Raw genomic sequence first — 21,479 nt, 5'->3', positions numbered from 1 at the left:
CCGCCATCGGAATGACAATCCTACTTCCCCGGTACCGTGCTTGCGCCCTCGCCGAGGTCGCGCTGCATCATCACCGTGTCCAGCCAGCGGCCGAATTTAAGCCCGACACTGGGATGCGTGCCGATCATCTTGAAGCCGCCTTTGGTGTGCACGCCGATCGAGCCGGCATTGGCGGAATCGCCGATCACCGCGATCATCTGGCGGAAGCCGCGCGCCTCGCATTCGGTGATCAGCCGCTCCAGCAGAAGCCCCCCAATGCCGCGGCGGTGGAAGCTGGGGTCGAGATAGATCGAGTTCTCGACCGTGAAGCGATAGGCCGGCCGCGGCCGGTAGGCGCCGGCGTAGGCGTAGCCGGCGAGGCGGCCGTCGAGGATGGCGACGAAATAGGGGTAGCCACCGTCGATCAGCGCGCGATAGCGCCGCGTCATCTCGGCGAGGTCAGGAGGCTCCAGCTCGAACGTCGCGGTGCCCTCGCGGACAGCCTGCTGGTAGATGGCGGTGATGGCGGGGAGGTCGGCCTCGAGCGTGGGCCTGATTTCGGGTGCGGACATGGGGCAAGATTAGAGCCTTCCCGCGACGGCTGGAAGAGGCAACGACGCTGCCCCACCCGTCATTGCGAGCGCGGCGAAGCAATCCAGAAATGCGTCCGCGGAGGGACTCTGGATTGCTTCGTCGCAAGAGCTCCTCGCAATGACGGTCGCTTGTGGCCGCGCCCGGCCCAAACAAAAACCCCGGCCTCTCGGCCGGGGTTCGTGTCCGTTCTCTCAGGCTGGCGCTTAGTCGCGCTGGCCGAGGAGCTGCAGCAGCAGCGTGAACAGGTTGATGAAGTTCAGGTAGAGCGACAGTGCGCCGGTGATGGCCGCACGCTCTGCGATGTCGCCGCCGGCCGAAGCGTAGCCGTAGATGTAGTCGTTCTTCAGCCGCTGGGTATCCCAGGCGGTGAGGCCCGCGAACACCAGCACGCCGACCACCGAGACGATGAACTGCAGCATCGTGCTCGCCAGGAACAGGTTGACCAGGCTCGCGAGGATGATGCCGATCAAGCCCATGAACAGGAACGAGCCCATCCCGGTGAGATCACGCTTGGTGGTGTAGCCATAGAGGCTGAGCGCGCCGAAGGTCGCTGCCGTGATGAAGAACACCCGAACGATCGAGGTGTGCGTGAACACCAGGAAGATCGAGGACAGCGAGATGCCCATCAGCGCCGCGAACACCCAGAACAGGATCTGGGCGGTCGACGGGGCCAGGCGGTTGATGCCTGCCGAGATCACGAACACCATGGCGAGCGGCGCGAGCATGAACAGCCACTTCAGGGGGCTGACGAACATCGCGTAGCCGAACGGCGTCAGGAACAGCTTGCCGACGCGGACGGCTTCCGGGGTCGGAACGTCGGTCACGGCGGCCATGTAGACGCCGAGCGCGGCCAGGCCGGTGATGGCCAGGCCAATGCTCATGTAATTGTAGATGCGCAGCATGTAGGCGCGCAGGCCGGCATCGACCGTCGCGGCGTCAACACGCCCGGCGGCCCTGCCGAAAGGAGAAGCGTAGTTACGGTCTAGGTCCGACATGGTCGAATTCCCATTGGTTGGTCCGGTCCGGCACGAGGGTCGCCATGCCGCCGGTTCGTCAAATTCTATCTCGGATACCGCTGTGGGCCGTCATTAAATTTGGCTCACAATCGGGGCTCCGAACCCACTCGATATGTGGGAAACTAACACATTCGCCGCAACGGTCCACGCGCGGCTGAATGTCGCCCTCTCCTGCAATCTCGGCGAGCGGACGTGGTTAATCGCAGGAATCGTGCGATTTCGCTCCCACAAGGCCAGCCGCTACCATTTGTCACAAATTGCGCAACACCGTGGCGGGCTTTTTGTTCAACGCCAGGAGCGTGCCGGCGAGCCCAAGCCCGACCGTGACGATGAGGGCGGCCGCGACCACGCCGGCCGCGCTGCCGGCCTGCCAGACGAACGTCAGCGTCATCAGCCGCGTCACGATCATCCAGGCCGCGACGCTGCCGGCGATCACGCCGAACACCGCGGTCGCGAGCCCGATCAGGAGGTATTCGAGGGCGTAGGCGCCGAGCAGGCGCAGCCGGGTCGCTCCCAGGGTCTTCAGGATCACCGCATCATAGACCCGGTGGCGATGGCCGGCGGCGAGCGCCCCGCCCAGCACCAGGATCGCCGAGATCAGGGTCACGGCGCTGGCGCCGCGGATCGCGAGCGCCAGATTGGTCACGACCGCGCCGACCGTCTCCATCACCTCGCGCACGCGCACGCTCGTCACCATCGGATAGGCGTCGGCGACCTGCTTGATGATCTTGCCGTCGCCCGCGGCAGTGCCGCCGGATTCCGTCAGGGTCGCAATATGGGTGTGCGGCGCGCCCTTGAAGGCGTTCGGCGAGAACACCAGCACGAAATTGATGCCGAGCCCCTGCCAGTCGATGGTGCGCAGATTGCCGATTTTGGCGGGAATGTCGCGGCCGAGCACGTTGACCACGACCTCGTCGCCGAGCTTCAGGCCGAGGCCGTCGGCGATCTTCTTCTCCATCGAGACCAGCGGCGGGCCGGAATAGTCGGCGCGCCACCATTCGCCCTCGACCACCTTGGAGCCCTTCGGCAGCTCGGCGGTATAGGTCAGGCCGCGGTCGCTCTGCAGCACCCACTCCGAATCGGTGGTCGGCTTGAGCTCTTCGGCGCGCAACCCGCGCGCTCCGACGATCCGCCCGCGCAGCATCGGGACGTCCTCGACCTTCGCACCGGGCGCGATCCGGCGCAGATAGCCGTCGAACTCGGCGGCCTGCGTGCTCGGGATGTCGATGAAGAAGAACGACGGCGCCTGATCGGGCAGGGCCGCGAGAAACTGCCGGCGCAGATTGCCGTCGATCTGCGTGATGGTGACGAGCACGGCGAGCCCGAGCCCCAGCGACAGCACGACGGAGGGCGTCAGCGCGCCCGGCCGGTGGATGTTGGCGATCGCAAGCCGCAGCATCGGCAGCCGCGTCCGCGGCAGCCGCCGCGCGATCGTCATTAGCAGCGCGGCGATGCCGCGGAGCAGGGCGAACACGACGACGGAGGAGGCCACGAACACCGCGGCGATCCGCTTGTCGAAGGAGAGGCCGATCACGACCGCGATCAGCAGCGCGACCACGACGGCCATGAAGACCAGGTAGCTCCAGCGCGGCCGGTGCCAATCCGAGCTGATGGTGTCGCGGAATAGCGCGGCCACCGGCACGTCGTGCACGCGCCCGAGCGGCCACAGGCCGAAGGCCAGCGCGGTCAGGATGCCATAGACGAAGGACAGCGCGAGCTCGTCGGCATGCACCGCCGCCACCACCGGTAGCGGCAGCAGCTTGCCGAACAATCCGACGATGGCGAACGGCATCGCCGCGCCGAGCGCCAGGCCGATCACCGAGCCGATCGCGGCGAGCAGGATGACCTGCGCCAGATAAATGCCGAACACGTCGCGCCCCGTCGCGCCGACCGCCTTGAACGCCGCGATCACCTCGAGCTTGCGGTCGATATGGCTCTTCACGGCATTGGCGACGCCGACGCCGCCGACCAGCAGCGCGGCGAGGCCGACCAGCGTCAAAAACTGCGTGAAGCGGCTGATGTTGCGCTCGAGCTGCGGCGAGGCATTGGAGCGGCTGCGGATTTCCCAGCCAGCCTGCGGCGCGGCGTTGCGCGCGTCCGCGATGAAGGCGTCGGTGGCGCGCTCGCTGTTGGCGGTATCGGGCAGTTTCACCCGGTAGACCCAGCGCACCAGGCTGCCGGGCTGGATCAGGCCGGTGGCGCGCAGGCCCGCCTCGCTGATCAGGAAGCGCGGTCCGAAGCCGATGCCGCCGGCGAGCTTGTCCGGCTCGGCCTCAACCGCGCTGCGGATCTGGAACGTCGCCGAGCCAATGGTGACGCGGTCGCCGGTCTTGAGGGAGAGGCGGGCGAGAAGGGTCGGATCGGCGGCCGCGCCGAACGCGCCGTCGCGCTCCGCGAGAATCTCGGACATCGGCAGTGGCGGCGCCAGCGTCAACTGTCCGAGCATCGGATAGGTGTCGTCGACGGCCTTCATCTCGACCAGCGCCAGCTGGCCGTCGGCCGCGCGCGCCATGCCGCGCAGGGTGGCGGCGGCGGAAACGGCGCCGCGGGAGCGCAGGAAGGCGACCTCCTCGGGCTTGGCCTCGCGCTGGAACAGCACGAAGGAGACATCGCCGCCGAGCAGCGTGCGGCCTTCGCGGGCGAGACCGTCGCTGAGGCTTGCCGACACCGAGCCGACGCCGGCGATCGCCATCACGCCGAGCGCGATGCAGGCGATGAAGACATAGAAGCCGCGCAGGCCGCCGCGCAATTCGCGCAACGCGTAACGCAGCGATAGCGCGACGCCGCTCGGCCGCGCGAACGGTTCGACAGCAGCGCTCATGCCGGCGCAGACTGTGTGTCGATGCGCCCGGAGCGCAGCCGGATCACGCGGTCGCAGCGATGCGCGAGCGAGGAATCGTGCGTGACCAACACCAGCGTCATGCCGCGCTCGGCATGCTTGCCGAACAGCAGGTCAACGATCTGTTTTCCCGTGGTCTCGTCGAGATTGCCGGTCGGCTCGTCGGCGACGAGGATGGCGGGATCGGGCGCCAGCGCGCGGGCGAGCGCGACGCGCTGCTGCTCGCCGCCGGAGAGCTGGGTCGGATAATGATGCAGGCGGTCGCCGAGCCCGACTGATTGCAGCTCCTGCGCCGCGCGCCTGGCGGCATCGGGATTGCCGGCAAGCTCGAGCGGCACGGCGACGTTCTCCAGCGCCGTCATGGTCGGGATCAGATGGAAGGACTGGAAGACGATGCCGACCTGGCGGCCGCGGAAGCGGGCGAGCGCGTCCTCGTCGAGGGCATTGAAAGGCGTGCCATTGACCACCACCTCTCCGCTATCAGGACGCTCCAGCCCCGCCATCACCATCAGCAGCGTGGATTTGCCCGAGCCTGACGGGCCGATCAGGCCGATCGTCTCGCCCGAGCCGACGCGCAAGCTGATATCCTTGAGGATGTGAACGCGTGCCGCCCCCGTTCCCAATGAGAGATTGACGTTGGAGATGGCGATGGTGTCCGGCGTGGTGCCGGCGAGCGAAGAGGATTCGATGCGAGTGTCCATGGTCCGGTCATATGGCAACTCCGATAGCGCGGTCGAGAGGCGTTACGGATTGTTCATGCACATAGCCGTGTTGATGCTCGCTTTGATGACAATTGCGACGACAGCGTCGGCACAAGCACAGCCGGCCGCCAAACCGATCAAGCTCGTGGTCCTCGGCGATTCCTTGAGTGCCGGCCTCGGCCTCCCGGCCCAGGAGGCATTCCCCACGAAGCTCCAAAAAGCCTTGCAGGCCAAAGGCATAGCCGTCGACATGACGAATGCCGGGGTGTCCGGCGATACTTCCTCCGGCGGCCGCGACCGGCTCGACTGGTCGGTGCCTGATGGAACCGAGGGCGTGATCATCGAGCTCGGCGCCAACGACGCGCTGCGCGGCATCGATCCCGATTTGACGCGTGCCGCGCTGACCGACATCGTCACGCGTCTCAAGGCGCGCAGGATTGCGGTGATGCTGTGCGGCATGCTGGCGCCGCCGAATTACGGCGCCGAATACGCTGCGCGCTTCAATTCGATCTATCCTGATCTGGCGAAAAAATTCGACGTGCCACTCTATCCGTTCTTCCTCGACGGTGTCGCCGCCGACGCCAAGCTCAACCAGGCCGACGGCATTCATCCGACCGCGGCAGGCGTCGACATCATCGTTGGCAACATCATGCCCACCACCGAGGCATTTTTGCGCACCATAAGCGAGCAACGGAGTTGAAAAGCAGGCAGCGCTAACCCTAACCCCAAGGGTTATCCCGTGAGTTCACGGGTCGTGCTTCGCAGAGTCACACAAACGCGATAGGAATCAGGGTACCGGTGATTCGTCGCCGGCTCTAAAATTTGGATATGATCCTTCCCAGGGGTCATGCCCAAGCATCGGGAGTACGAAACGATGCCGCGTTTGTTCACAGGTCTGGAAATTCCGGCCGAGGTCGGCCAGACGCTTTCCAATTTGCGGGGCGGCCTTCCCGGCGCCCGCTGGATCGATCCCGAAAATTATCACGTCACCCTGCGCTTCATCGGCGATATCGACGGCATGTCCGCCAACGAGATCGCCTCGATGCTGTTTCGCGTCAACCGCAAGCCGTTCGAGGTGAAGGTGCAGGGGCTGACGAGCTTCGGCGGCCGCAAGCCGCGCGCGGTGGTCGCCACCATCGCGCCGAGCAAGCCGCTGATCGAATTGCAGGCCGAGCTCGAACGCATGATGCAGCGGATCGGACTCGACCCGGAGGGGCGCAAGTTCATCCCGCATGTCACGCTGGCCCGGCTGCACGACGCCACCGACCGTGACGTCGCCGACTATCTCTCGCTGCGCGGCTACTTCCCGAGCAAGGCATTCACGGCCGAACGCTTCGTGCTGTTCTCGTCGCGAGCCTCGACCGGCGGCGGCCCGTACGTGGTCGAGGATGCCTACGAGCTGTGTGAGTGAGTCTTCATCGCGCTCCGGCTTGTCGCGTCGTTATCGCGGCGCCACGCCAGGGCGAGCGACGTCTGTCTTCGCGAAGTCCGCGCCCTTGAACAACAGCGGCTCGCTGCGCGTAATCGCCAGCGCATAGGAGAAGCAGTCGCCATAGTTCAGGGCCGCAACGTGACGTCCCTTCCCATAGCGCCGCCAGGCGCGCCGGGCCGCATCGGTTTGTTCTGCGTCGACCGGGACAATCTCGGCGCCGATCTTGAGTAGCCAAAGGTCGAACTCGCGACCTCCCGCGTCACCCATCCGCGTTTCGATCACCATCGTGGTTTCGAGCACGGTTGCGGCAGAGACCAGCCGGACCGGATCGTCTGCGATCTGCTGCTCGATCTCTGCTGCATCGGCTTCATTGAGTGCGATTGCAACGATCGCCGATGTGTCGATCACCATCAGCGCGGCAGTCCGTGCTCGTCGTATCCGAGAATCTGCTCCGGCATGCGGTCGTCCACGACTTGCATCTCGCTCCAGCGTCGCCTGATCTCGGCCATGTCTTCCAGCAGCGTGTCTTTGCGAGTTTGACCGCCGAGCCGGCGCAATCGCTCCTCGATGGCTCGCTTGGTCGCGGTCGTGATGTTCTCGCCGGTCAATTGCGCCAAGCTCCGCGCCAACTGCTCGGTTTCCGGGTCCTTGATACTTAGAGCCATGTAAGGTTCCTTGGTTCCTATTTAGGTGTCTTCTACCTCCTATCCAGGCGCGGATACAGTTGAAACATATGTAGAACATGCGGTTCAGAGCTGGTCATCAACGCCGAATCGTAGGGCTCCGGTAAACTGCTTCCTGCGGGAGGAAATGCGCATGGAAGACCCCGACGAACTCACCATCCATCTGCGAAGCAGGTCCGACAAGACCTACGTTGGTCCTTCCTTTCCGACCTTGAGCGGCCAACGGCTTCGGATAGCCAACAAAATAGACGGCGGCGAGGCCTACGAATTTACCACCGTCAAAGATGAAGTTGTTCTCCGCAACACCCCGGCTGGCCGGCTCCAAATAAAGGCGACCTTCATCGAGGATGATCGCTCATTCCGCACCGTTACCATTCAGAAATTCACTGGTAGTGGCCGGGCGCGCGAATATTTCACCTTGCTACCAGCCGAGGTCGCAACGCTTCTGAAATTCCTCTCCAACATCAAGCGCATCCACTTTCCAAACGAAGGAAAGATCAACGTCACGGGTTCCGACCTAGAGGAGCTTCTCCTCAGCCCCGCCCAGATAAAGCGGCTCGCCACTGACCATCAGGAATTGCTGGCGGCTCTGGCGCGCACTGAGGTTACCAGCGAGGATATCGTCGCGCTTGGCTATCGGCGCAACCAGTTGCGTATTTTCAAACGGTTGCTGACCGAGCCTTCGTACTTCGAAGAGGCCCTGCGCCAGCATCCAAAAGGTCCTGAAGACGTTTGGCAGAAATTTTTCGAGGCTAATCCGTGGATTTTTGGCTGCGGCTTGTCGCTGATCTCGTTTGGCCCGTTGGATGAACGCAAGCTCGAACAGGCTGTGCGAGGGTTCGATCTCACCGGGCCGGGCAAACGCGTTGATGCATTGCTGAAATCACACGCGATACTGAGCACGACCTGCTTTGTGGAAATTAAGCGTCACAATACAGACCTTGTCGCGGAGAGCAGCTACCGCGCCGGCGTGTGGCAACCGTCCAAAGAATTGTCGGGAGCCGTCGCCCAGATACAGGGAACGGTGTCGGCTGCCCTCGGGCTATGGCAGGCGCGCGAAACGATCATGGGCACGGATGGCAACCCGACCGGAGAAACCCTGTTCACGACGGAGCCTCGATCATTCGTAATCTGCGGCAACCTTGGTGAGTTTCAGGCAGAACACGGCATCAACGAGAGAAAATTTCGCTCGTTCGAAATGTACCGCCGGAATCTGATTCGGCCTGAAATCATCACATTTGATGAACTCTATGAACGCGCCCGCTTCATCGTTGAAACTGAGCACAATAACGCTGTCGGGACGGCCTCGTGATCCCTAACCAGAGACGCTCGTATCGAGCTGTGATCAGATATGGAGGGCCATAGGCCGAATATGATTGTCCTGAAATCAATCGCGAGGGGGAAAGGAAACGCATAGCGCCTACATCAATTCCCACCTTGCAATTTCCGCCGGTCTCTGGCGGTAAAGGGCCATGCTCTCCACCCCCAGTTCCACATTCCGCGAGGCATACCAGGCCGAGATCGCCTCCGGCGCGATCGAGCCCGATGCCGCACAGGCCGAGGTCGCCGAGGCCTATACGGCGCTCGACCAGCGGCTCGCGAATTACAAGCCGCAGCGCAAGCAGGGCCTGCTCGCGCGCCTGTTCAGCAGCGACAAGGACGAGGCGCCGCGCGGGCTCTACATCCATGGCGAGGTCGGCCGCGGCAAGACCATGCTGATGGACCTGTTCTTCCAGCACTCCACTGTCGAGCACAAGCGCCGCGCGCATTTCCACGAATTCATGGCCGATGTGCACGAGCGCATCTACGACTATCGCCAGGGCATCTCGCGCGGCGAGATCGCCGATGGCGACGTCATCGCACTGACCGCGACCGCGATCTTCGAGGAGAGCTGGCTGCTCTGCTTCGACGAATTCCACGTCACCGACATCGCCGACGCGATGATCCTCGGTCGCCTGTTCGCAAAGCTGTTCGAGCTCGGCACCGTGGTGGTCGCGACCTCCAACGTCGCACCGGACGATCTCTACAAGGGCGGCTTGAACCGTTCGCTGTTCCTGCCCTTCATCAAGCAGATCACCGACCACATGGACGTGGCGCGGCTCGATGCGCGCACCGACTTCCGGCTGGAGAAGCTTCAGGGCGTGCCGATGTGGCTGACGCCGGCCGACAGCGATGCGGACGCCGCGCTCGACCGCGCCTGGTCGAGGATGTCGGGCGGCGCCAGATGCAAGTCGCGCGATATTCTGATCAAAGGCCGCATCCTGCACGTGCCGTGCTCGGCCCATGGCGTGGCGCGGTTCTCGTTCGCTGATCTGTGCGAGAAGCCGCTCGGCGCATCTGATTACCTCAGGCTGGCGCACGACTATCACACCATCCTGGTCGACCATATTCCAGTGATGGACGTCTCCCAGCGCAATTCCGCCAAGCGCTTCATCACGCTGATCGACGCGCTCTATGACAATGCCGTGAAGCTGATGGCCTCGGCCGATGCCAACCCGATCTCGCTGTACCTCGCCCACGAGGGCAACGAAGCCAACGAGTTCAAGCGGACGGCCTCGCGCCTGATCGAAATGAGCTCGGAATCCTATCTGGCGCTGCCTCACGGCCGCAAGGATTCCACCGCCAGCGGCTCGACCAAGGGTCTCGTGGAGACTTAAGTCCTATTTCACCATTTTCTCCGGTGTCGTTCCGGGGCGCGACGAAGTCGCGAGCCCGGAATCCATCGCGCCGCTAACTCTGCCGCCCGATGGATTCCGGGCCTGCGCCTATCGGCGCATCCCGGAATGACGGCCGGGGTGTGCTGGCTCCCATCTCGGCAAGCTCGACAATTGGGCATCCGGCGACTTGAACGGGGAAAGCGAAAGGGATAACCACCCACTCAGTTTTCCCTCCTGGATGTCTAGAGGACAGGTTCACATGGCGCGCGACAAGATTGCTTTGATTGGCTCCGGTCAGATCGGCGGAACGCTGGCTCACCTCATCGGCCTGAAAGAACTCGGCGACGTCGTGATGTTCGACATCGCCGAGGGCGTGCCGCAGGGCAAGGCGCTCGACATCGCGCAGTCCTCGCCGGTCGACGGTTTCGACGCCCACTACACCGGCGCCAACTCCTACGAGGCGCTCGACAACGCCAAGGTCTGCATCGTCACCGCCGGCGTGCCGCGCAAGCCCGGCATGAGCCGCGACGACCTCCTCTCCATCAACCTCAAGGTCATGGAGCAGGTCGGCGCCGGCATCAAGAAGTACGCCCCCGACGCCTTCGTCATCTGCATCACCAACCCGCTCGACGCGATGGTCTGGGCGCTGCAGAAGGCCTCGGGCCTGCCGCACAAGAAGGTCGTCGGCATGGCCGGCGTGCTGGATTCGGCGCGCTTCCGCTACTTCCTGGCCGACGAGTTCAACGTCTCGGTCGAAGACGTCACCGCCTTCGTGCTCGGCGGCCACGGCGACACCATGGTGCCGCTGGTGAAGTATTCCACCGTCGCCGGCATCCCGCTGCCCGACCTCGTCAAGATGGGCTGGACCTCGCAGGCGCGCCTCGACGAGATCGTCGATCGCACCCGCAACGGCGGCGCCGAGATCGTCAACCTGCTCAAGACCGGCTCGGCCTTCTACGCGCCGGCGGCCTCCGCGATCGCGATGGCCGAGAGCTATCTGCGTGACAAGAAGCGCGTGCTGCCCAGCGCCGCCTACCTCAACGGCGAATACGGCGTGAAGGACATGTATGTCGGCGTGCCCGTCGTGATCGGCTCCAAGGGCGTCGAGCGCGTCGTCGAGATTGAGCTCGCCGGCAAGGACCGCGAGGCCTTCGACAAGTCGGTCGGCGCGGTGCAGGGCCTGGTAGACGCCTGCAGGAAGATCGCCCCCGACCTTCTCGGCCGCTAAGGCGCAAACAATCCCGCCGAAGATCGAAAAACGGTCTTCGGCGGTTTCATTTCCGGGGCCCGCCAAACCTTGTTCAAGGCTGGGCGGGTTCCGGTTCGAAAGTCCAGAGATCTCGATGTCAGAGAATCCGGGTTGCAGTTCTTGTGGTATATGGTATGCCAGACACAAGACTGAGGTGGGCCTCCGAGGTCACCGCCCGCGGGTTCAGGGAGCGACCATATGAATATCCATGAATATCAGGCCAAAGCGCTGCTCAACGAGTTCGGCGTGGCGATCTCCAAGGGCGTTCCGGTCCTGAAGGCGGCTGATGCGGAAGCCGCCGCCAAGGCGCTCCCGGGCCCGGTCTGGGTGGTGAAGAGCCAGATCCATGCCGGTGGCCGCGGCAAGGGCAAGTTCAAGGAAGCCTCCGCCGGCGACAAGGGCGGCGTCCGCATCGCCAAGTCGGCCGCCGAGGTCACCGAATTCGCCAAGCAGATGCTCGGCGCCACGCTGGTGACGATCCAGACCGGCCCCGCCGGCAAGCAGGTCAACCGCCTCTACATCGAGGACGGCTCCGACATCGACAAGGAATTCTATCTCTCGATCCTGGTCGACCGCGAGACCTCGCGCGTTTCGTTCGTGGTGTCGACCGAAGGCGGCGTCAACATCGAGGACGTCGCGCACAACAGCCCTGAGAAGATCGTCACCTTCTCGATCGATCCCGCGACCGGCATCATGGGCCATCACGGCCGCACCGTCGCCAACGCGCTGAAGCTCACGGGCGACCTCGCCAAGCAGGCCGAGAAGCTCACCGCGCAGCTCTACGCGGCCTTCGTCGCCAAGGACATGGCGATGCTGGAAATCAACCCGCTGGTCGTGACCAAGCAGGGCCAGCTCCGCGTGCTCGACGCCAAGGTGTCGTTCGACGACAATTCGTTGTTCCGTCATCCCGACGTGCTCGCGCTGCGCGACGAGACCGAGGAAGACGCCAAGGAAATCGAGGCGTCGAAACACGACCTCAACTACGTCACGCTCGACGGCAACATCGGCTGCATGGTCAATGGCGCCGGTCTCGCCATGGCGACGATGGACATCATCAAGCTCTACGGCATGGCGCCGGCGAACTTCCTCGACGTCGGCGGTAGCGCCAGCAAGGAAAAAGTCGCGGCCGCGTTCAAGATCATTACCGCCGATCCCAATGTGAAGGGCATCCTGGTCAACATCTTCGGCGGCATCATGAAGTGCGACGTGATCGCCGAGGGCGTCACCGCCGCCGTGCGCGAGGTCGGCCTCAGCGTGCCGCTGGTGGTCCGCCTCGAAGGCACCAATGTCGAGCTTGGCAAGAAGATCATCAATGAATCCGGCCTGAACGTGGTGCCGGCCGACAATCTCGATGACGCCGCGCAGAAGATCGTGAAGGCCGTCAAGGGAGGCTGAGGCCATGACCCAGGACCATCTCGCCGCATCGTCCCCGCTTGCAGAGCACGCGCGTCTCGCCGCGTTCGCTGGCGAATGGGACGGTGAAGAGGTGGTCTTCCCCTCGCGCTGGACGGAGGGCGGCCCCGCCACCTCTCACGTCCACGCGCGCATGGACCTCAACGGATTCTATCTGATCCAGGATGCAATCCAGATGCGCGGTGGCAAGCAGAGCTTCGCCACCCACGGCCTCTTCACCTACGACCGCGACGACCGGACCTACAAATTGTTCTGGTACGATTCGCTCGGCTACACGCCGCCATCGCCCGCCTCCGGCGGGTGGGTCGGCAAGACCCTGACGCTGGTGCGCGGCTCGCTGCGCGGCAATGCGCGCCACGTCTACGAAATCATCGACGACAATTCCTATTCGTTGAAGATCCAGTTCTCGCCGGACGCGGAAGGCTGGGCCGACGTGCTCACCGGCGTCTACCGCCGCATCCACTGACCTCTCACTCGTTAGTTTCGCGAAAGCAGACCTCATGTCCATCCTGATCGACAAGAACACCAAGGTCATCTGCCAGGGCTTCACCGGCAAGAACGGCACCTTCCACTCGGAGGCCGCGATTGCCTACGGCACCAAGATGGTCGGCGGCACCTCGCCGGGCAAAGGCGGCTCGACCCATCTGGGCCTGCCGGTGTTCGACACCGTTCGCGAGGCGCGCGAGAAGACCGGCGCTGACGCGTCGGTGATTTATGTGCCGCCGCCGGGTGCGGCCGATGCGATCTGCGAAGCGATCGACGCCGAGATCCCGCTGATCGTCTGCATCACCGAAGGCATTCCGGTGCTCGACATGGTGCGCGTCAAGCGTTCGCTGTCCGGCTCCAAATCCCGTCTGATCGGGCCGAACTGCCCGGGCGTCATGACCGCCGGCGAATGCAAGATCGGCATCATGCCCGCCAACATCTTCAAGACCGGCTCCGTCGGCATCGTCTCCCGCTCCGGCACGCTGACCTATGAAGCAGTGTTCCAGACCTCCCAGGAGGGCCTCGGCCAGACCACCGCGGTCGGCATCGGCGGCGACCCGGTCAAGGGAACCGAGTTCATCGACGTGCTGGAAATGCTGCTCGCGGACCCCAAGACCGAATCGATCATCATGATCGGTGAGATTGGCGGTTCCGCCGAGGAAGACGCCGCCCAGTTCCTCAAGGACGAGGCCAAGCGCGGCCGCAAGAAGCCGATGGTCGGTTTCATCGCCGGCGTGACCGCACCTCCCGGCCGCCGCATGGGTCATGCCGGCGCGATCATTTCGGGCGGCAAGGGCGATGCCGGTTCCAAGACCGACGCGATGAAATCGGCAGGGATTACAGTGTCCCCGTCTCCCGCCCGCCTCGGTCACACGCTTGCCGAAAAATTGAAGAGCTAATTCACTCCTTCGTGCTTTTCCGGGCGAAGTTTCGCAGCAAATAGGGTAAAGGGTGCCTGTCGCGTCGAGCCTCTGCCGGGGGAGCTCGGCGCCAGCGCCGTTTGTTATGCGCGAACCGAAATCGCCAGGAACTCAAGTATGTCTCGCCAGGACGCGAACGCAGCCTTTGCCTTGTCATCATTTTTGCAGGGCACCAACGCCACCTACATCGACGAAATCTACGCCCGCTACGAGAAGGACCCGTCCTCGGTCGACGCCGAGTGGCAGGAGTTCTTCAAGAGCCTGAAAGACCAGCCGGACGACGTCCGCAAGAATGCCCAGGGCCCGTCCTGGGAACGCGCCAACTGGCCGCTGACCCCGCAGGACGACCTGACCTCCGCCCTCGACGGCAACTGGGCCGAAGTCGAGAAGGCGGTTGGCGCCAAGATCGCCGCCAAGGCGCAGGCCAAGGGAGGCGACAAGGGGGCTGATTTCTCCTCCGCCGACCTGCTGCAGGCCACGCGCGACTCCGTCCGCGCCTTGATGCTGATCCGCTCCTATCGCATGCGCGGCCACTTCCACGCCAAGCTCGATCCGCTCGGCATCGAAGCTCCGCGCAATCGCGAGGAGCTTGACCCGCGCACCTACGGCTTCAGCGAAGCCGATTTCGACCGCAAGATCTTCCTCGATCACGTGCTCGGTCTCGAATACGCCAGCTTGCGCGAGATCACCGCACTTTGCGAGCGCACCTACTGCCAGACGCTCGGCGTCGAGTTCATGCACATCAGCAACGCCGCGCAGAAGGCCTGGATCCAGGAGCGCATCGAGGGGCTGGACAAGGAAATCTCGTTCACCCGCGAAGGCCGCCGCGCGATCCTGATGAAGCTGGTCGAAGCCGAAGGCTTCGAGAAGTTCTGCGACACCAAGTTCACCGGCACCAAACGCTTCGGCCTCGACGGCGGTGAAGCGCTGATCCCCGCGCTCGAGCAGATCATCAAGCGCGGCGGCAATCTCGGCGTGAAGGAAGTCGTGCTCGGCATGCCGCATCGCGGCCGCCTCAACGTGCTGACGCAGGTGATGGGCAAGGCCCATCGCGCGCTGTTCCACGAGTTCAAGGGCGGCTCGGCCAACCCTGACGCGGTCGAAGGCTCGGGCGACGTCAAGTACCATCTCGGCGCGTCCTCGGACCGCGAGTTCGACGGCAACCGCATCCATCTGTCGCTCACCGCCAACCCCTCGCATCTCGAGATCGTCGATCCCGTGGTGCTCGGAAAAGTCCGCGCCAAGCAGGACCAGCACGGCGATCCGCCGGACCAGCGCATCTCGGTGATGCCGCTGCTGATGCACGGCGACGCCGCGTTCGCGGGCCAGGGCGTGGTCGCGGAATGCTTCGGCCTGTCGGACCTGAAGGGCTACCGCACCGGCGGCTCCGTGCACTTCATCGTCAACAACCAGATCGGCTTCACCACCTATCCGCGCTACTCGCGCTCCTCGCCCTATCCGTCGGATGTGGCGAAGATGATCGATGCGCCGATCTTCCACGTGAACGGCGACGATCCGGAGGCCGTCGTGTTCGCGGCCAAGGTCGCGACCGAGTTCCGGCAGAAATTCCACAAGCCCGTCGTCATCGACATGTTCTGCTATCGCAGGCATGGCCATAACGAGGGCGACGAGCCGGCTTTCACCCAGCCGGTGATGTACAAGAAGATCGCGGCCCATCCGTCCACGCTCGAGCTCTATTCCCGGCGCCTCGTCAGCGAAGGCGTGATGACCCAGGGCGAAGTCGACAAGGCCAAGGCCGACTGGCGCGCCCGGCTCGATGCCGAGTTCGAGGCCGGCACCTCCTACAAGCCGAACAAGGCCGACTGGCTCGACGGCAAATGGGCCGGCTTCAAGATCGCAGACCAGGAAGAGGACGCGCGTCGCGGTGTCACCGGCGTCGACCTGCCGGTCCTGAAGGACATCGGCCGCAAGATCACCAAGGTGCCGGACGGTTTCCGCGTCCACCGCACCATCCAGCGCTTCCTCGAAAACCGCTCCAAGGCGATCGACGGCGGCACGGGAATCGACTGGGCGACCGGCGAGGCGCTGGCGTTCTGCACGCTTCTCAACGAGAACCACCACGTCCGCTTGTCGGGCCAGGATTCGGAGCGCGGCACCTTCTCGCAGCGCCACTCGGTCCTGATCGACCAGGAAGACGAGAGCCGCTACACGCCGTTCAACCATCTCGGCAACGAGCAGGGCCATTACGAGGTCATCAACTCGCTGCTGTCGGAAGAGGCCGTGCTCGGCTTCGAATACGGCTACTCGCTCGCCGAGCCGAACACGCTGACGCTGTGGGAAGCCCAGTTCGGCGACTTCGCCAACGGCGCGCAGGTCGTGTTCGACCAGTTCATCTCCTCGGGCGAGCGCAAATGGCTGCGCATGTCCGGTCTCGTCTGCCTCTTGCCGCACGGCTATGAGGGCCAGGGACCGGAGCACTCCTCGGCGCGTCTCGAGCGCTATCTGCAGATGTGCGCCGAAGACAACATGCAGGTGGTCTACCCGACCACGCCGGCGAATTACTTCCACGTGCTGCGCCGCCAGCTGCATCGCGAGATCCGCAAGCCGCTGATCGTGATGACGCCGAAGTCGCTGCTGCGTCACAAGCGGGCGGTCTCGCGTCTCGAGGAGCTCGCCAAGGGCACGACGTTCCACCGCATCCTGTATGATGACGCCCAGATGCTTCCGAGCGAGGCGGTCAAGCTCGTCCCCGACGAGAAGATCCGCCGCATCGTGCTGTGCTCCGGCAAGGTCTATTACGACCTCTACGAGGAGCGCGAGAAGCGCGGCATCGACGACATCTACCTGATGCGCGTCGAGCAGCTCTATCCGGTGCCGTTGAAGGCGCTGGTGGCTGAGCTGTCCCGCTTCAAGAAGGCGGAAGTGATCTGGTGCCAGGAAGAGCCGCGCAACATGGGTGCGTGGCACTTCATCGAGCCGTATCTGGAATGGGTGCTGAACCAGGTGAACGGCGTCAGCCGGCGTCCGCGTTATGTCGGTCGCGCCGCTTCCGCCGCGACCGCCACTGGTCTGATGTCCAAGCATCAGGCGCAGTTGAAGGCGTTCCTGGACGAAGCACTGAGCTGAACTTTTTTGAACTGCGTCATGCCCCGCCTTGTGCGTACTTGCGCACTGGAGCGGGGCATCCAGTACGCCGCGACGTCCGTGCCGAGTACGAACGTCCGGTTTGCGGGATGGCCGAGATTTTCGCTCGCCGATGACACCTGAAAATTCACGACCGCATTGGCGATCTCCTTAAGGAAAAGACCATGACTGAAATTCGTGTGCCGACGCTCGGCGAATCCGTCACCGAGGCCACCATCGGCCGCTGGTTCAAGAAGGCCGGCGATGCCGTCGCCGTCGACGAGCCCTTGGTGGAGCTCGAGACCGACAAGGTCACCATCGAAGTCCCGGCACCCTCCGCCGGCACGTTGAGCGAGATCATCGCCGCCGATGGCACGACCGTCGCGGTCGGCGCGCTGCTGGGCCAGATCACGGAAGGTGCCGCCGGCGCTGCAAAGCCCGCCGCTGCGCCCGCCAAGCCGGCCGCTGTTGCTCCTGCGGCTGCGGCTGCTCCCGCGCCTGCCCCCGTGGCGCCGAAGGCGCCGCCGGCCGACGCGCCGCTCGCCCCGTCCGTGCGCAAGCTGTCGGCCGAGACCGGCGTCGATGCCTCGACCGTGCCGGGCTCCGGCAAGGACGGCCGCGTCACCAAGGGCGACATGCTTGCCGCGATCGAGCGCGCGGCCTCAGCTCCGACCCCGGTCAATCAGCCCGCCGCCGCAGTGCAGGTTCGCACCGCCTCGCCGGCCGATGACGCCGCCCGCGAAGAGCGCGTCAAGATGACCCGGCTGCGCCAGACCATCGCGCGCCGGCTCAAGGACGTCCAGAACACCGCCGCGATGCTCACGACCTTCAACGAGGTCGACATGACCAACGTCATGGCGCTGCGCGCGCACTACAAGGATGCATTCGAGAAGAAGCACGGCAGCAAGCTCGGCTTCATGGGCTTCTTCACCAAGGCCGTCGTGCAGGGCCTGAAGGACATCCCGGCCGTCAACGCCGAGATCGACGGCACCGATTTGATCTACAAGAACTACTACCACATCGGCGTTGCCGTCGGCACCGACAAAGGCCTCGTCGTCCCGGTCGTGCGCGACTGCGACAACAAGTCGATCGCCGACATCGAGAAGGGCATCGCCGATTTCGGCCGCCGCGCCCGTGACGGCCAGCTCAAGATCGACGAGATGCAGGGCGGCACATTCACCATCACCAATGGCGGCATTTACGGCTCGCTGATGTCGACCCCGATCCTGAACGCACCGCAGTCCGGCATCCTCGGCATGCACAAGATCCAGGAGCGGCCGATGGTGATCGGCGGCAAGGTCGAGGTCCGCCCGATGATGTATCTGGCGCTGTCCTACGATCATCGCGTCATCGACGGCAAGGAAGCCGTGACCTTCCTGGTGCGCGTCAAGGAAAGCCTGGAAGATCCGGCGCGTCTGGTGCTCGATCTCTGATCCCTAGTGCTTTGCGAGCGCCGTCGCCCTTTGGCGCGACGGCGCGTGTCGAACCATGGAGGCGCGCGTGACGGATAAAGTCGTTGTCATCACCGGCGGCAGCCGCGGCATCGGTCGTGCGACCGCGATTGCGGCGGCCGCGCGCGGCTACCGGGTCGTGGTCGGCTATGCCAGCAACAAGAAGGCCGCCGACGAGGTCGTCGGCCTGATCGAGGCCAGCAACGGCAAGGCCATCGCGGTAAAATGCGATGTCGCCGAGGAACGCGACATCGTCGACCTGTTCAAGCAAGCCGACAAGTTCGGCACGCTCGGCGCGCTGGTCAACAATGGCGGCATTGTCGGTACAAGCGGCGTGCGCGTTGACGAGATGTCAGCCGAGCGCATCCAGCGCGTCATGGCGGTCAATGTCACCGGCTCCATCCTCTGCGCGCGCGAGGCCGTGAAGCGGATGTCGACCAAGCATGGCGGCAAGGGTGGCGTCATCGTCAACCTGTCGTCGGTCGCGGCCAAGCTCGGCGCGCCCAACACGTATGTCGACTATGCCGCGTCCAAGGGCGCGATCGATTCCTTCACCACCGGCCTCGGCTATGAGGTCGCAAACGAAGGCATTCGCGTTGCGGGCATTCGCCCCGGCCTGATCGATACCGAAATTCACGCCTCCGGCGGCGAGCCCGACCGGCACCATCGCCTGGCGCATATGGTGCCGATGAAACGCGTCGGCACCGCCGACGAGATTGCCAACGCCATCATTTGGCTGATGTCGGACGAGGCGTCCTACATCACCGCTGCCACGCTCGATGTGTCCGGCGGACGCTGACGCGCCGCGCGGACGCTGACACGTCCTCTCACGCAAAACTTACGGGACTTTCTCTCATGGCATCCTACGATCTCGTCGTCATCGGCACCGGACCTGGCGGTTATGTCTGCGCGGTGCGCGCGGCCCAGCTCGGCATGAAAGTCGCCGTGGTGGAAAAGAACGCCACGCTCGGCGGCACCTGCCTCAATGTCGGCTGCATGCCGTCGAAGGCGCTGCTGCACGCGTCCGAAATGTTCGAGGAAGCCGGGCATTCCTTCGCCAAGATGGGCGTGTCGGTTTCCGCGCCGAAGCTCGAATTGCCGGCGATGATGAACTTCAAGCAGCAGGGCATCGACGGCAACGTCAAGGGCGTCGAGTTCCTGATGAAGAAGAACAAGATCGACGTGCTCAAGGGCACCGGCAAGATCTTAGGGACCGGCAAGGTCGAAGTCTCCGCCGACGGCAAGTCGCAGGTCGTCGAGACCAAGAACATCGTGATCGCCACCGGCTCGGACATCGCGCGCCTCAAGGGCATCGAGATCGACGAGAAGCGCATCGTGTCGTCGACCGGCGCGCTGTCGCTCGACAAGGTCCCCGGCAAGCTCCTGATCGTCGGCGCCGGCGTGATCGGCCTCGAGCTCGGCTCGGTCTGGCATCGTCTCGGTGCCGAAGTCGTCGTCGTCGAATTCCTCGATCGCATCCTGCCCGGCATGGACGGCGAGATCGCCAAGCAATTCCAGCGCATCCTGGAGAAGCAGGGCTTTGCGTTCAAGCTCGGGGCGAAAGTCACCGCCGTCGACACCTCGGGCAAGACGCTGAAGGCGACGATCGAGCCTGCTGCCGGCGGCGCCGCCGAGACGTTAGAGGCCGACGTCGTGCTCGTCGCGATCGGCCGCGTGCCCTACACCGATGGTCTCGGCCTCAAGGAAGCCGGCGTCGCGCTCGATCCCCGCGGCCGCGTGCAGATCGATCCGCACTTCGCCACCAGCGTGAAGGGCGTCTATGCCATCGGCGACGTCGTCGCGGGCCCGATGCTCGCGCACAAGGCTGAGGATGAAGGCGTTGCGGTTGCGGAGATCATCGCAGGCCAGGCCGGCCACGTGAACTACGATGTTATCCCAGGCGTCGTGTATACCACGCCGGAAGTGTCCTCCGTCGGCAAGACCGAGGAGGAACTGAAGCAGGCCGGTGTGGCTTATACGGTCGGAAAGTTTCCCTTTACCGCCAACGGCCGTTCCAAGGTCAACCAGACCACCGACGGCTTTGTGAAGATTCTCGCAGATGCGAAGACCGATCGCGTGCTCGGCGTGCACATTATCGGCCGCGAAGCTGGTGAAATGATCCATGAAGCGTGCGTTCTCATGGAATTTGGCGGCAGTGCGGAGGATCTCGCGCGGACCTGCCACGCGCATCCGACCCGCTCCGAGGCCGTCAAGGAAGCCGCGCTTGCAGTCGGCAAGCGGGCCATCCATATGTAGACCACGCGCCGAGCCGAATCGGGCGGGACAACATATGCTGCGCCGCCTACTTCAACCGGTCTGGGTCCTGCTGGCGATCATCTTCCTGATCGAAGCTTGGCTGTGGGACCATCTCGAACCGATCGTCGCGCGGATTGTCGCAATCATTCCGCTCGCACGCTTCAAGCAATGGCTGACGGAGCGTGTCGATGCGCTCCCGCCGGCCATGACGCTGATCGTGTTCGCGGTGCCGATCCTTCCGCTGTTTCCGCTCAAGCTGGTCGGCCTGTATCTGCTCACGCATGAATACTGGCTCACCGGCATGTCCACGTTCTTGTTCGCCAAGATGGTCGGCGTCGGCGTCACCGCCTTCGTGTTCGACGTCACGCGCGACAAGCTGCTCGAGATGCGCTGGTTCGAGCGGATCTACGATCTCGTGCTGAAGCTGCGGGCCAAGGCGTCCGAGCTGGTCGACCCGATCAAGCGGCGCATCCGGGAGCTGATCTCCGGCAACGGCGAAGGCTGGTCCTCCCGCACGCTCCGCCTGATCCAGCGCTTTCGCAAGAGCGTGCACGAAGCGCGCTGAGTGCTTTCACTTCTATCCCCGTCACCCTGAGGCGGCCGCTTCTTCAGCGGCCCTCGAAGGGCGACGGCCTGGCTGCGTCTCGGCCGTGCATCCTTCGAGGCTCCCTCTGCGTCGCTTCGCGCCGCATAGCTCGCACCTCAGGATGACGGGATTA

Annotated in this window: 19 protein-coding genes; 13 read left to right on the top strand and 6 right to left on the bottom strand. The window is 64.2% G+C overall.

All coding sequences use genetic code 11. From position 1 onward, the window contains the following. Positions 1-20: 20 nt before the first annotated feature. The 4 genes from WHZ77_RS32650 to WHZ77_RS32635 form a co-directional block, all read right to left on the bottom strand. Positions 21-551, bottom strand: a complete 531-nt coding sequence (locus WHZ77_RS32650) for a GNAT family N-acetyltransferase (protein WP_375311677.1) — start codon at positions 549-551, stop codon at positions 21-23. 225 nt (positions 552-776) lie between these two features. After that, on the bottom strand, positions 777-1,568 hold the full coding sequence (locus WHZ77_RS32645; RefSeq protein ID WP_014439013.1) for a Bax inhibitor-1/YccA family protein: 792 nt from the start codon (positions 1,566-1,568) through the stop codon (positions 777-779). A 271-nt stretch (positions 1,569-1,839) separates the two neighbouring features. Further along, a complete protein-coding gene (locus tag WHZ77_RS32640; protein WP_375311676.1) occupies positions 1,840-4,410 on the bottom strand; it encodes an ABC transporter permease in 2,571 nt (856 codons plus the stop codon). Beyond that, positions 4,407-5,129: an ABC transporter ATP-binding protein gene (locus tag WHZ77_RS32635; RefSeq protein WP_014439015.1), complete on the bottom strand. Its 723-nt coding sequence runs from the start codon at positions 5,127-5,129 to the stop codon at positions 4,407-4,409. The genes WHZ77_RS32640 and WHZ77_RS32635 overlap by 4 nt, the downstream gene beginning before the upstream one ends. A 55-nt stretch (positions 5,130-5,184) precedes the next feature. On the opposite strand from WHZ77_RS32635, the gene WHZ77_RS32630 reads away from it, so the two are divergent. Next, the gene (locus tag WHZ77_RS32630) at positions 5,185-5,829 is read left to right on the top strand and encodes an arylesterase (protein ID WP_375311675.1); all 645 of its coding nucleotides are present in this window, start codon (positions 5,185-5,187) and stop codon (positions 5,827-5,829) included. A 174-nt stretch (positions 5,830-6,003) separates the two neighbouring features. Further along, positions 6,004-6,540, top strand: a complete 537-nt coding sequence (gene thpR / locus WHZ77_RS32625; protein WP_143842465.1) for an RNA 2',3'-cyclic phosphodiesterase — start codon at positions 6,004-6,006, stop codon at positions 6,538-6,540. 30 nt (positions 6,541-6,570) lie between these two features. Here the strand turns inward: thpR and WHZ77_RS32620 are convergent, their stop codons facing one another. Together WHZ77_RS32620 and WHZ77_RS32615 are read right to left on the bottom strand one after the other, a co-directional pair. After that, positions 6,571-6,972 carry a type II toxin-antitoxin system VapC family toxin gene (locus tag WHZ77_RS32620; RefSeq protein WP_339029159.1) on the bottom strand — a complete coding sequence of 134 codons (402 nt, stop codon included), beginning with the start codon at positions 6,970-6,972 and terminating at the stop codon, positions 6,571-6,573. After that, entirely contained in the window at positions 6,972-7,226 is a 255-nt protein-coding gene (locus WHZ77_RS32615) for a type II toxin-antitoxin system VapB family antitoxin (RefSeq protein WP_375311674.1), read from the bottom strand. Before WHZ77_RS32615 ends, WHZ77_RS32620 begins: the two co-directional genes overlap by 1 nt. A 151-nt stretch (positions 7,227-7,377) precedes the next feature. On the opposite strand from WHZ77_RS32615, the gene WHZ77_RS32610 reads away from it, so the two are divergent. From WHZ77_RS32610 to WHZ77_RS32560, 11 genes are all read left to right on the top strand, one after another. Continuing rightward, entirely contained in the window at positions 7,378-8,556 is a 1,179-nt protein-coding gene (locus tag WHZ77_RS32610; protein WP_375311673.1) for a Shedu immune nuclease family protein, read from the top strand. A 160-nt stretch (positions 8,557-8,716) separates the two neighbouring features. Next, positions 8,717-9,901 carry a cell division protein ZapE gene (gene zapE, locus WHZ77_RS32605; protein ID WP_375311672.1) on the top strand — a complete coding sequence of 395 codons (1,185 nt, stop codon included), beginning with the start codon at positions 8,717-8,719 and terminating at the stop codon, positions 9,899-9,901. Positions 9,902-10,160: 259 nt separating this feature from the next. After that, entirely contained in the window at positions 10,161-11,129 is a 969-nt protein-coding gene (gene mdh / locus WHZ77_RS32600) for a malate dehydrogenase (RefSeq protein WP_151646186.1), read from the top strand. Positions 11,130-11,348: 219 nt separating this feature from the next. Next, entirely contained in the window at positions 11,349-12,545 is a 1,197-nt protein-coding gene (gene sucC, locus WHZ77_RS32595) for an ADP-forming succinate--CoA ligase subunit beta (RefSeq protein WP_375311671.1), read from the top strand. 4 nt (positions 12,546-12,549) lie between these two features. Then, positions 12,550-13,029, top strand: coding sequence for a DUF1579 family protein (locus tag WHZ77_RS32590; protein ID WP_014439022.1), 480 nt, complete (start codon positions 12,550-12,552; stop codon positions 13,027-13,029). A gap of 34 nt (positions 13,030-13,063) precedes the next feature. Next, a complete protein-coding gene (gene sucD / locus WHZ77_RS32585) occupies positions 13,064-13,948 on the top strand; it encodes a succinate--CoA ligase subunit alpha (protein WP_375311670.1) in 885 nt (294 codons plus the stop codon). Positions 13,949-14,086: 138 nt separating this feature from the next. Then, the gene (locus tag WHZ77_RS32580) at positions 14,087-17,056 is read left to right on the top strand and encodes a 2-oxoglutarate dehydrogenase E1 component (RefSeq protein ID WP_375311669.1); all 2,970 of its coding nucleotides are present in this window, start codon (positions 14,087-14,089) and stop codon (positions 17,054-17,056) included. A 182-nt stretch (positions 17,057-17,238) separates the two neighbouring features. Beyond that, positions 17,239-18,486, top strand: a complete 1,248-nt coding sequence (odhB, locus tag WHZ77_RS32575) for a 2-oxoglutarate dehydrogenase complex dihydrolipoyllysine-residue succinyltransferase (protein WP_375311668.1) — start codon at positions 17,239-17,241, stop codon at positions 18,484-18,486. A 55-nt stretch (positions 18,487-18,541) separates the two neighbouring features. Further along, complete coding sequence (locus tag WHZ77_RS32570) at positions 18,542-19,303, top strand: SDR family oxidoreductase (protein WP_375311667.1); 762 nt, start codon at positions 18,542-18,544, stop codon at positions 19,301-19,303. Positions 19,304-19,359: 56 nt separating this feature from the next. Further along, positions 19,360-20,760 (top strand): dihydrolipoyl dehydrogenase, encoded by a 1,401-nt coding sequence (gene lpdA / locus WHZ77_RS32565; RefSeq protein ID WP_375311666.1) that lies wholly within the window; start codon positions 19,360-19,362, stop codon positions 20,758-20,760. Positions 20,761-20,794: 34 nt separating this feature from the next. Then, positions 20,795-21,325 carry a hypothetical protein gene (locus WHZ77_RS32560; protein WP_375311665.1) on the top strand — a complete coding sequence of 177 codons (531 nt, stop codon included), beginning with the start codon at positions 20,795-20,797 and terminating at the stop codon, positions 21,323-21,325. The last annotated feature ends 154 nt before the right edge of the window (positions 21,326-21,479 follow it).

The sequence above is a fragment of the Bradyrhizobium sp. A5 genome (assembly GCF_042076515.1).
GTDB classification, from domain to species: Bacteria; Pseudomonadota; Alphaproteobacteria; order Rhizobiales; family Xanthobacteraceae; genus Bradyrhizobium; species Bradyrhizobium cosmicum.
The sequence above is the reverse complement of the archived record's forward strand: the minus strand, read 5'-3'. Positions and strand labels throughout refer to the sequence as shown.

Bases quoted from the DNA above. Each gene is read 5' to 3' on its own strand.
- WHZ77_RS32590 (WP_014439022.1), top strand. From the start codon at position 12,550: ATGACCCAGGACCATCTCGCCGCATCGTCCCCGCTTGCAGAGCACGCG.
- WHZ77_RS32580 (WP_375311669.1), top strand. From the start codon at position 14,087: ATGTCTCGCCAGGACGCGAACGCAGCCTTTGCCTTGTCATCATTTTTG.
- WHZ77_RS32635 (WP_014439015.1), bottom strand. From the start codon at position 5,129: ATGGACACTCGCATCGAATCCTCTTCGCTCGCCGGCACCACGCCGGAC.
- sucD (WP_375311670.1), top strand. From the start codon at position 13,064: ATGTCCATCCTGATCGACAAGAACACCAAGGTCATCTGCCAGGGCTTC.
- odhB (WP_375311668.1), top strand. From the start codon at position 17,239: ATGACTGAAATTCGTGTGCCGACGCTCGGCGAATCCGTCACCGAGGCC.
- WHZ77_RS32640 (WP_375311676.1), bottom strand. From the start codon at position 4,410: ATGAGCGCTGCTGTCGAACCGTTCGCGCGGCCGAGCGGCGTCGCGCTA.
- WHZ77_RS32610 (WP_375311673.1), top strand. From the start codon at position 7,378: ATGGAAGACCCCGACGAACTCACCATCCATCTGCGAAGCAGGTCCGAC.
- sucC (WP_375311671.1), top strand. From the start codon at position 11,349: ATGAATATCCATGAATATCAGGCCAAAGCGCTGCTCAACGAGTTCGGC.
- WHZ77_RS32645 (WP_014439013.1), bottom strand. From the start codon at position 1,568: ATGTCGGACCTAGACCGTAACTACGCTTCTCCTTTCGGCAGGGCCGCC.
- lpdA (WP_375311666.1), top strand. From the start codon at position 19,360: ATGGCATCCTACGATCTCGTCGTCATCGGCACCGGACCTGGCGGTTAT.
- WHZ77_RS32650 (WP_375311677.1), bottom strand. From the start codon at position 551: ATGTCCGCACCCGAAATCAGGCCCACGCTCGAGGCCGACCTCCCCGCC.
- WHZ77_RS32620 (WP_339029159.1), bottom strand. From the start codon at position 6,972: ATGGTGATCGACACATCGGCGATCGTTGCAATCGCACTCAATGAAGCC.
- WHZ77_RS32570 (WP_375311667.1), top strand. From the start codon at position 18,542: ATGGAGGCGCGCGTGACGGATAAAGTCGTTGTCATCACCGGCGGCAGC.
- thpR (WP_143842465.1), top strand. From the start codon at position 6,004: ATGCCGCGTTTGTTCACAGGTCTGGAAATTCCGGCCGAGGTCGGCCAG.
- WHZ77_RS32615 (WP_375311674.1), bottom strand. From the start codon at position 7,226: ATGGCTCTAAGTATCAAGGACCCGGAAACCGAGCAGTTGGCGCGGAGC.
- WHZ77_RS32560 (WP_375311665.1), top strand. From the start codon at position 20,795: ATGCTGCGCCGCCTACTTCAACCGGTCTGGGTCCTGCTGGCGATCATC.
- zapE (WP_375311672.1), top strand. From the start codon at position 8,717: ATGCTCTCCACCCCCAGTTCCACATTCCGCGAGGCATACCAGGCCGAG.
- mdh (WP_151646186.1), top strand. From the start codon at position 10,161: ATGGCGCGCGACAAGATTGCTTTGATTGGCTCCGGTCAGATCGGCGGA.
- WHZ77_RS32630 (WP_375311675.1), top strand. From the start codon at position 5,185: ATGCACATAGCCGTGTTGATGCTCGCTTTGATGACAATTGCGACGACA.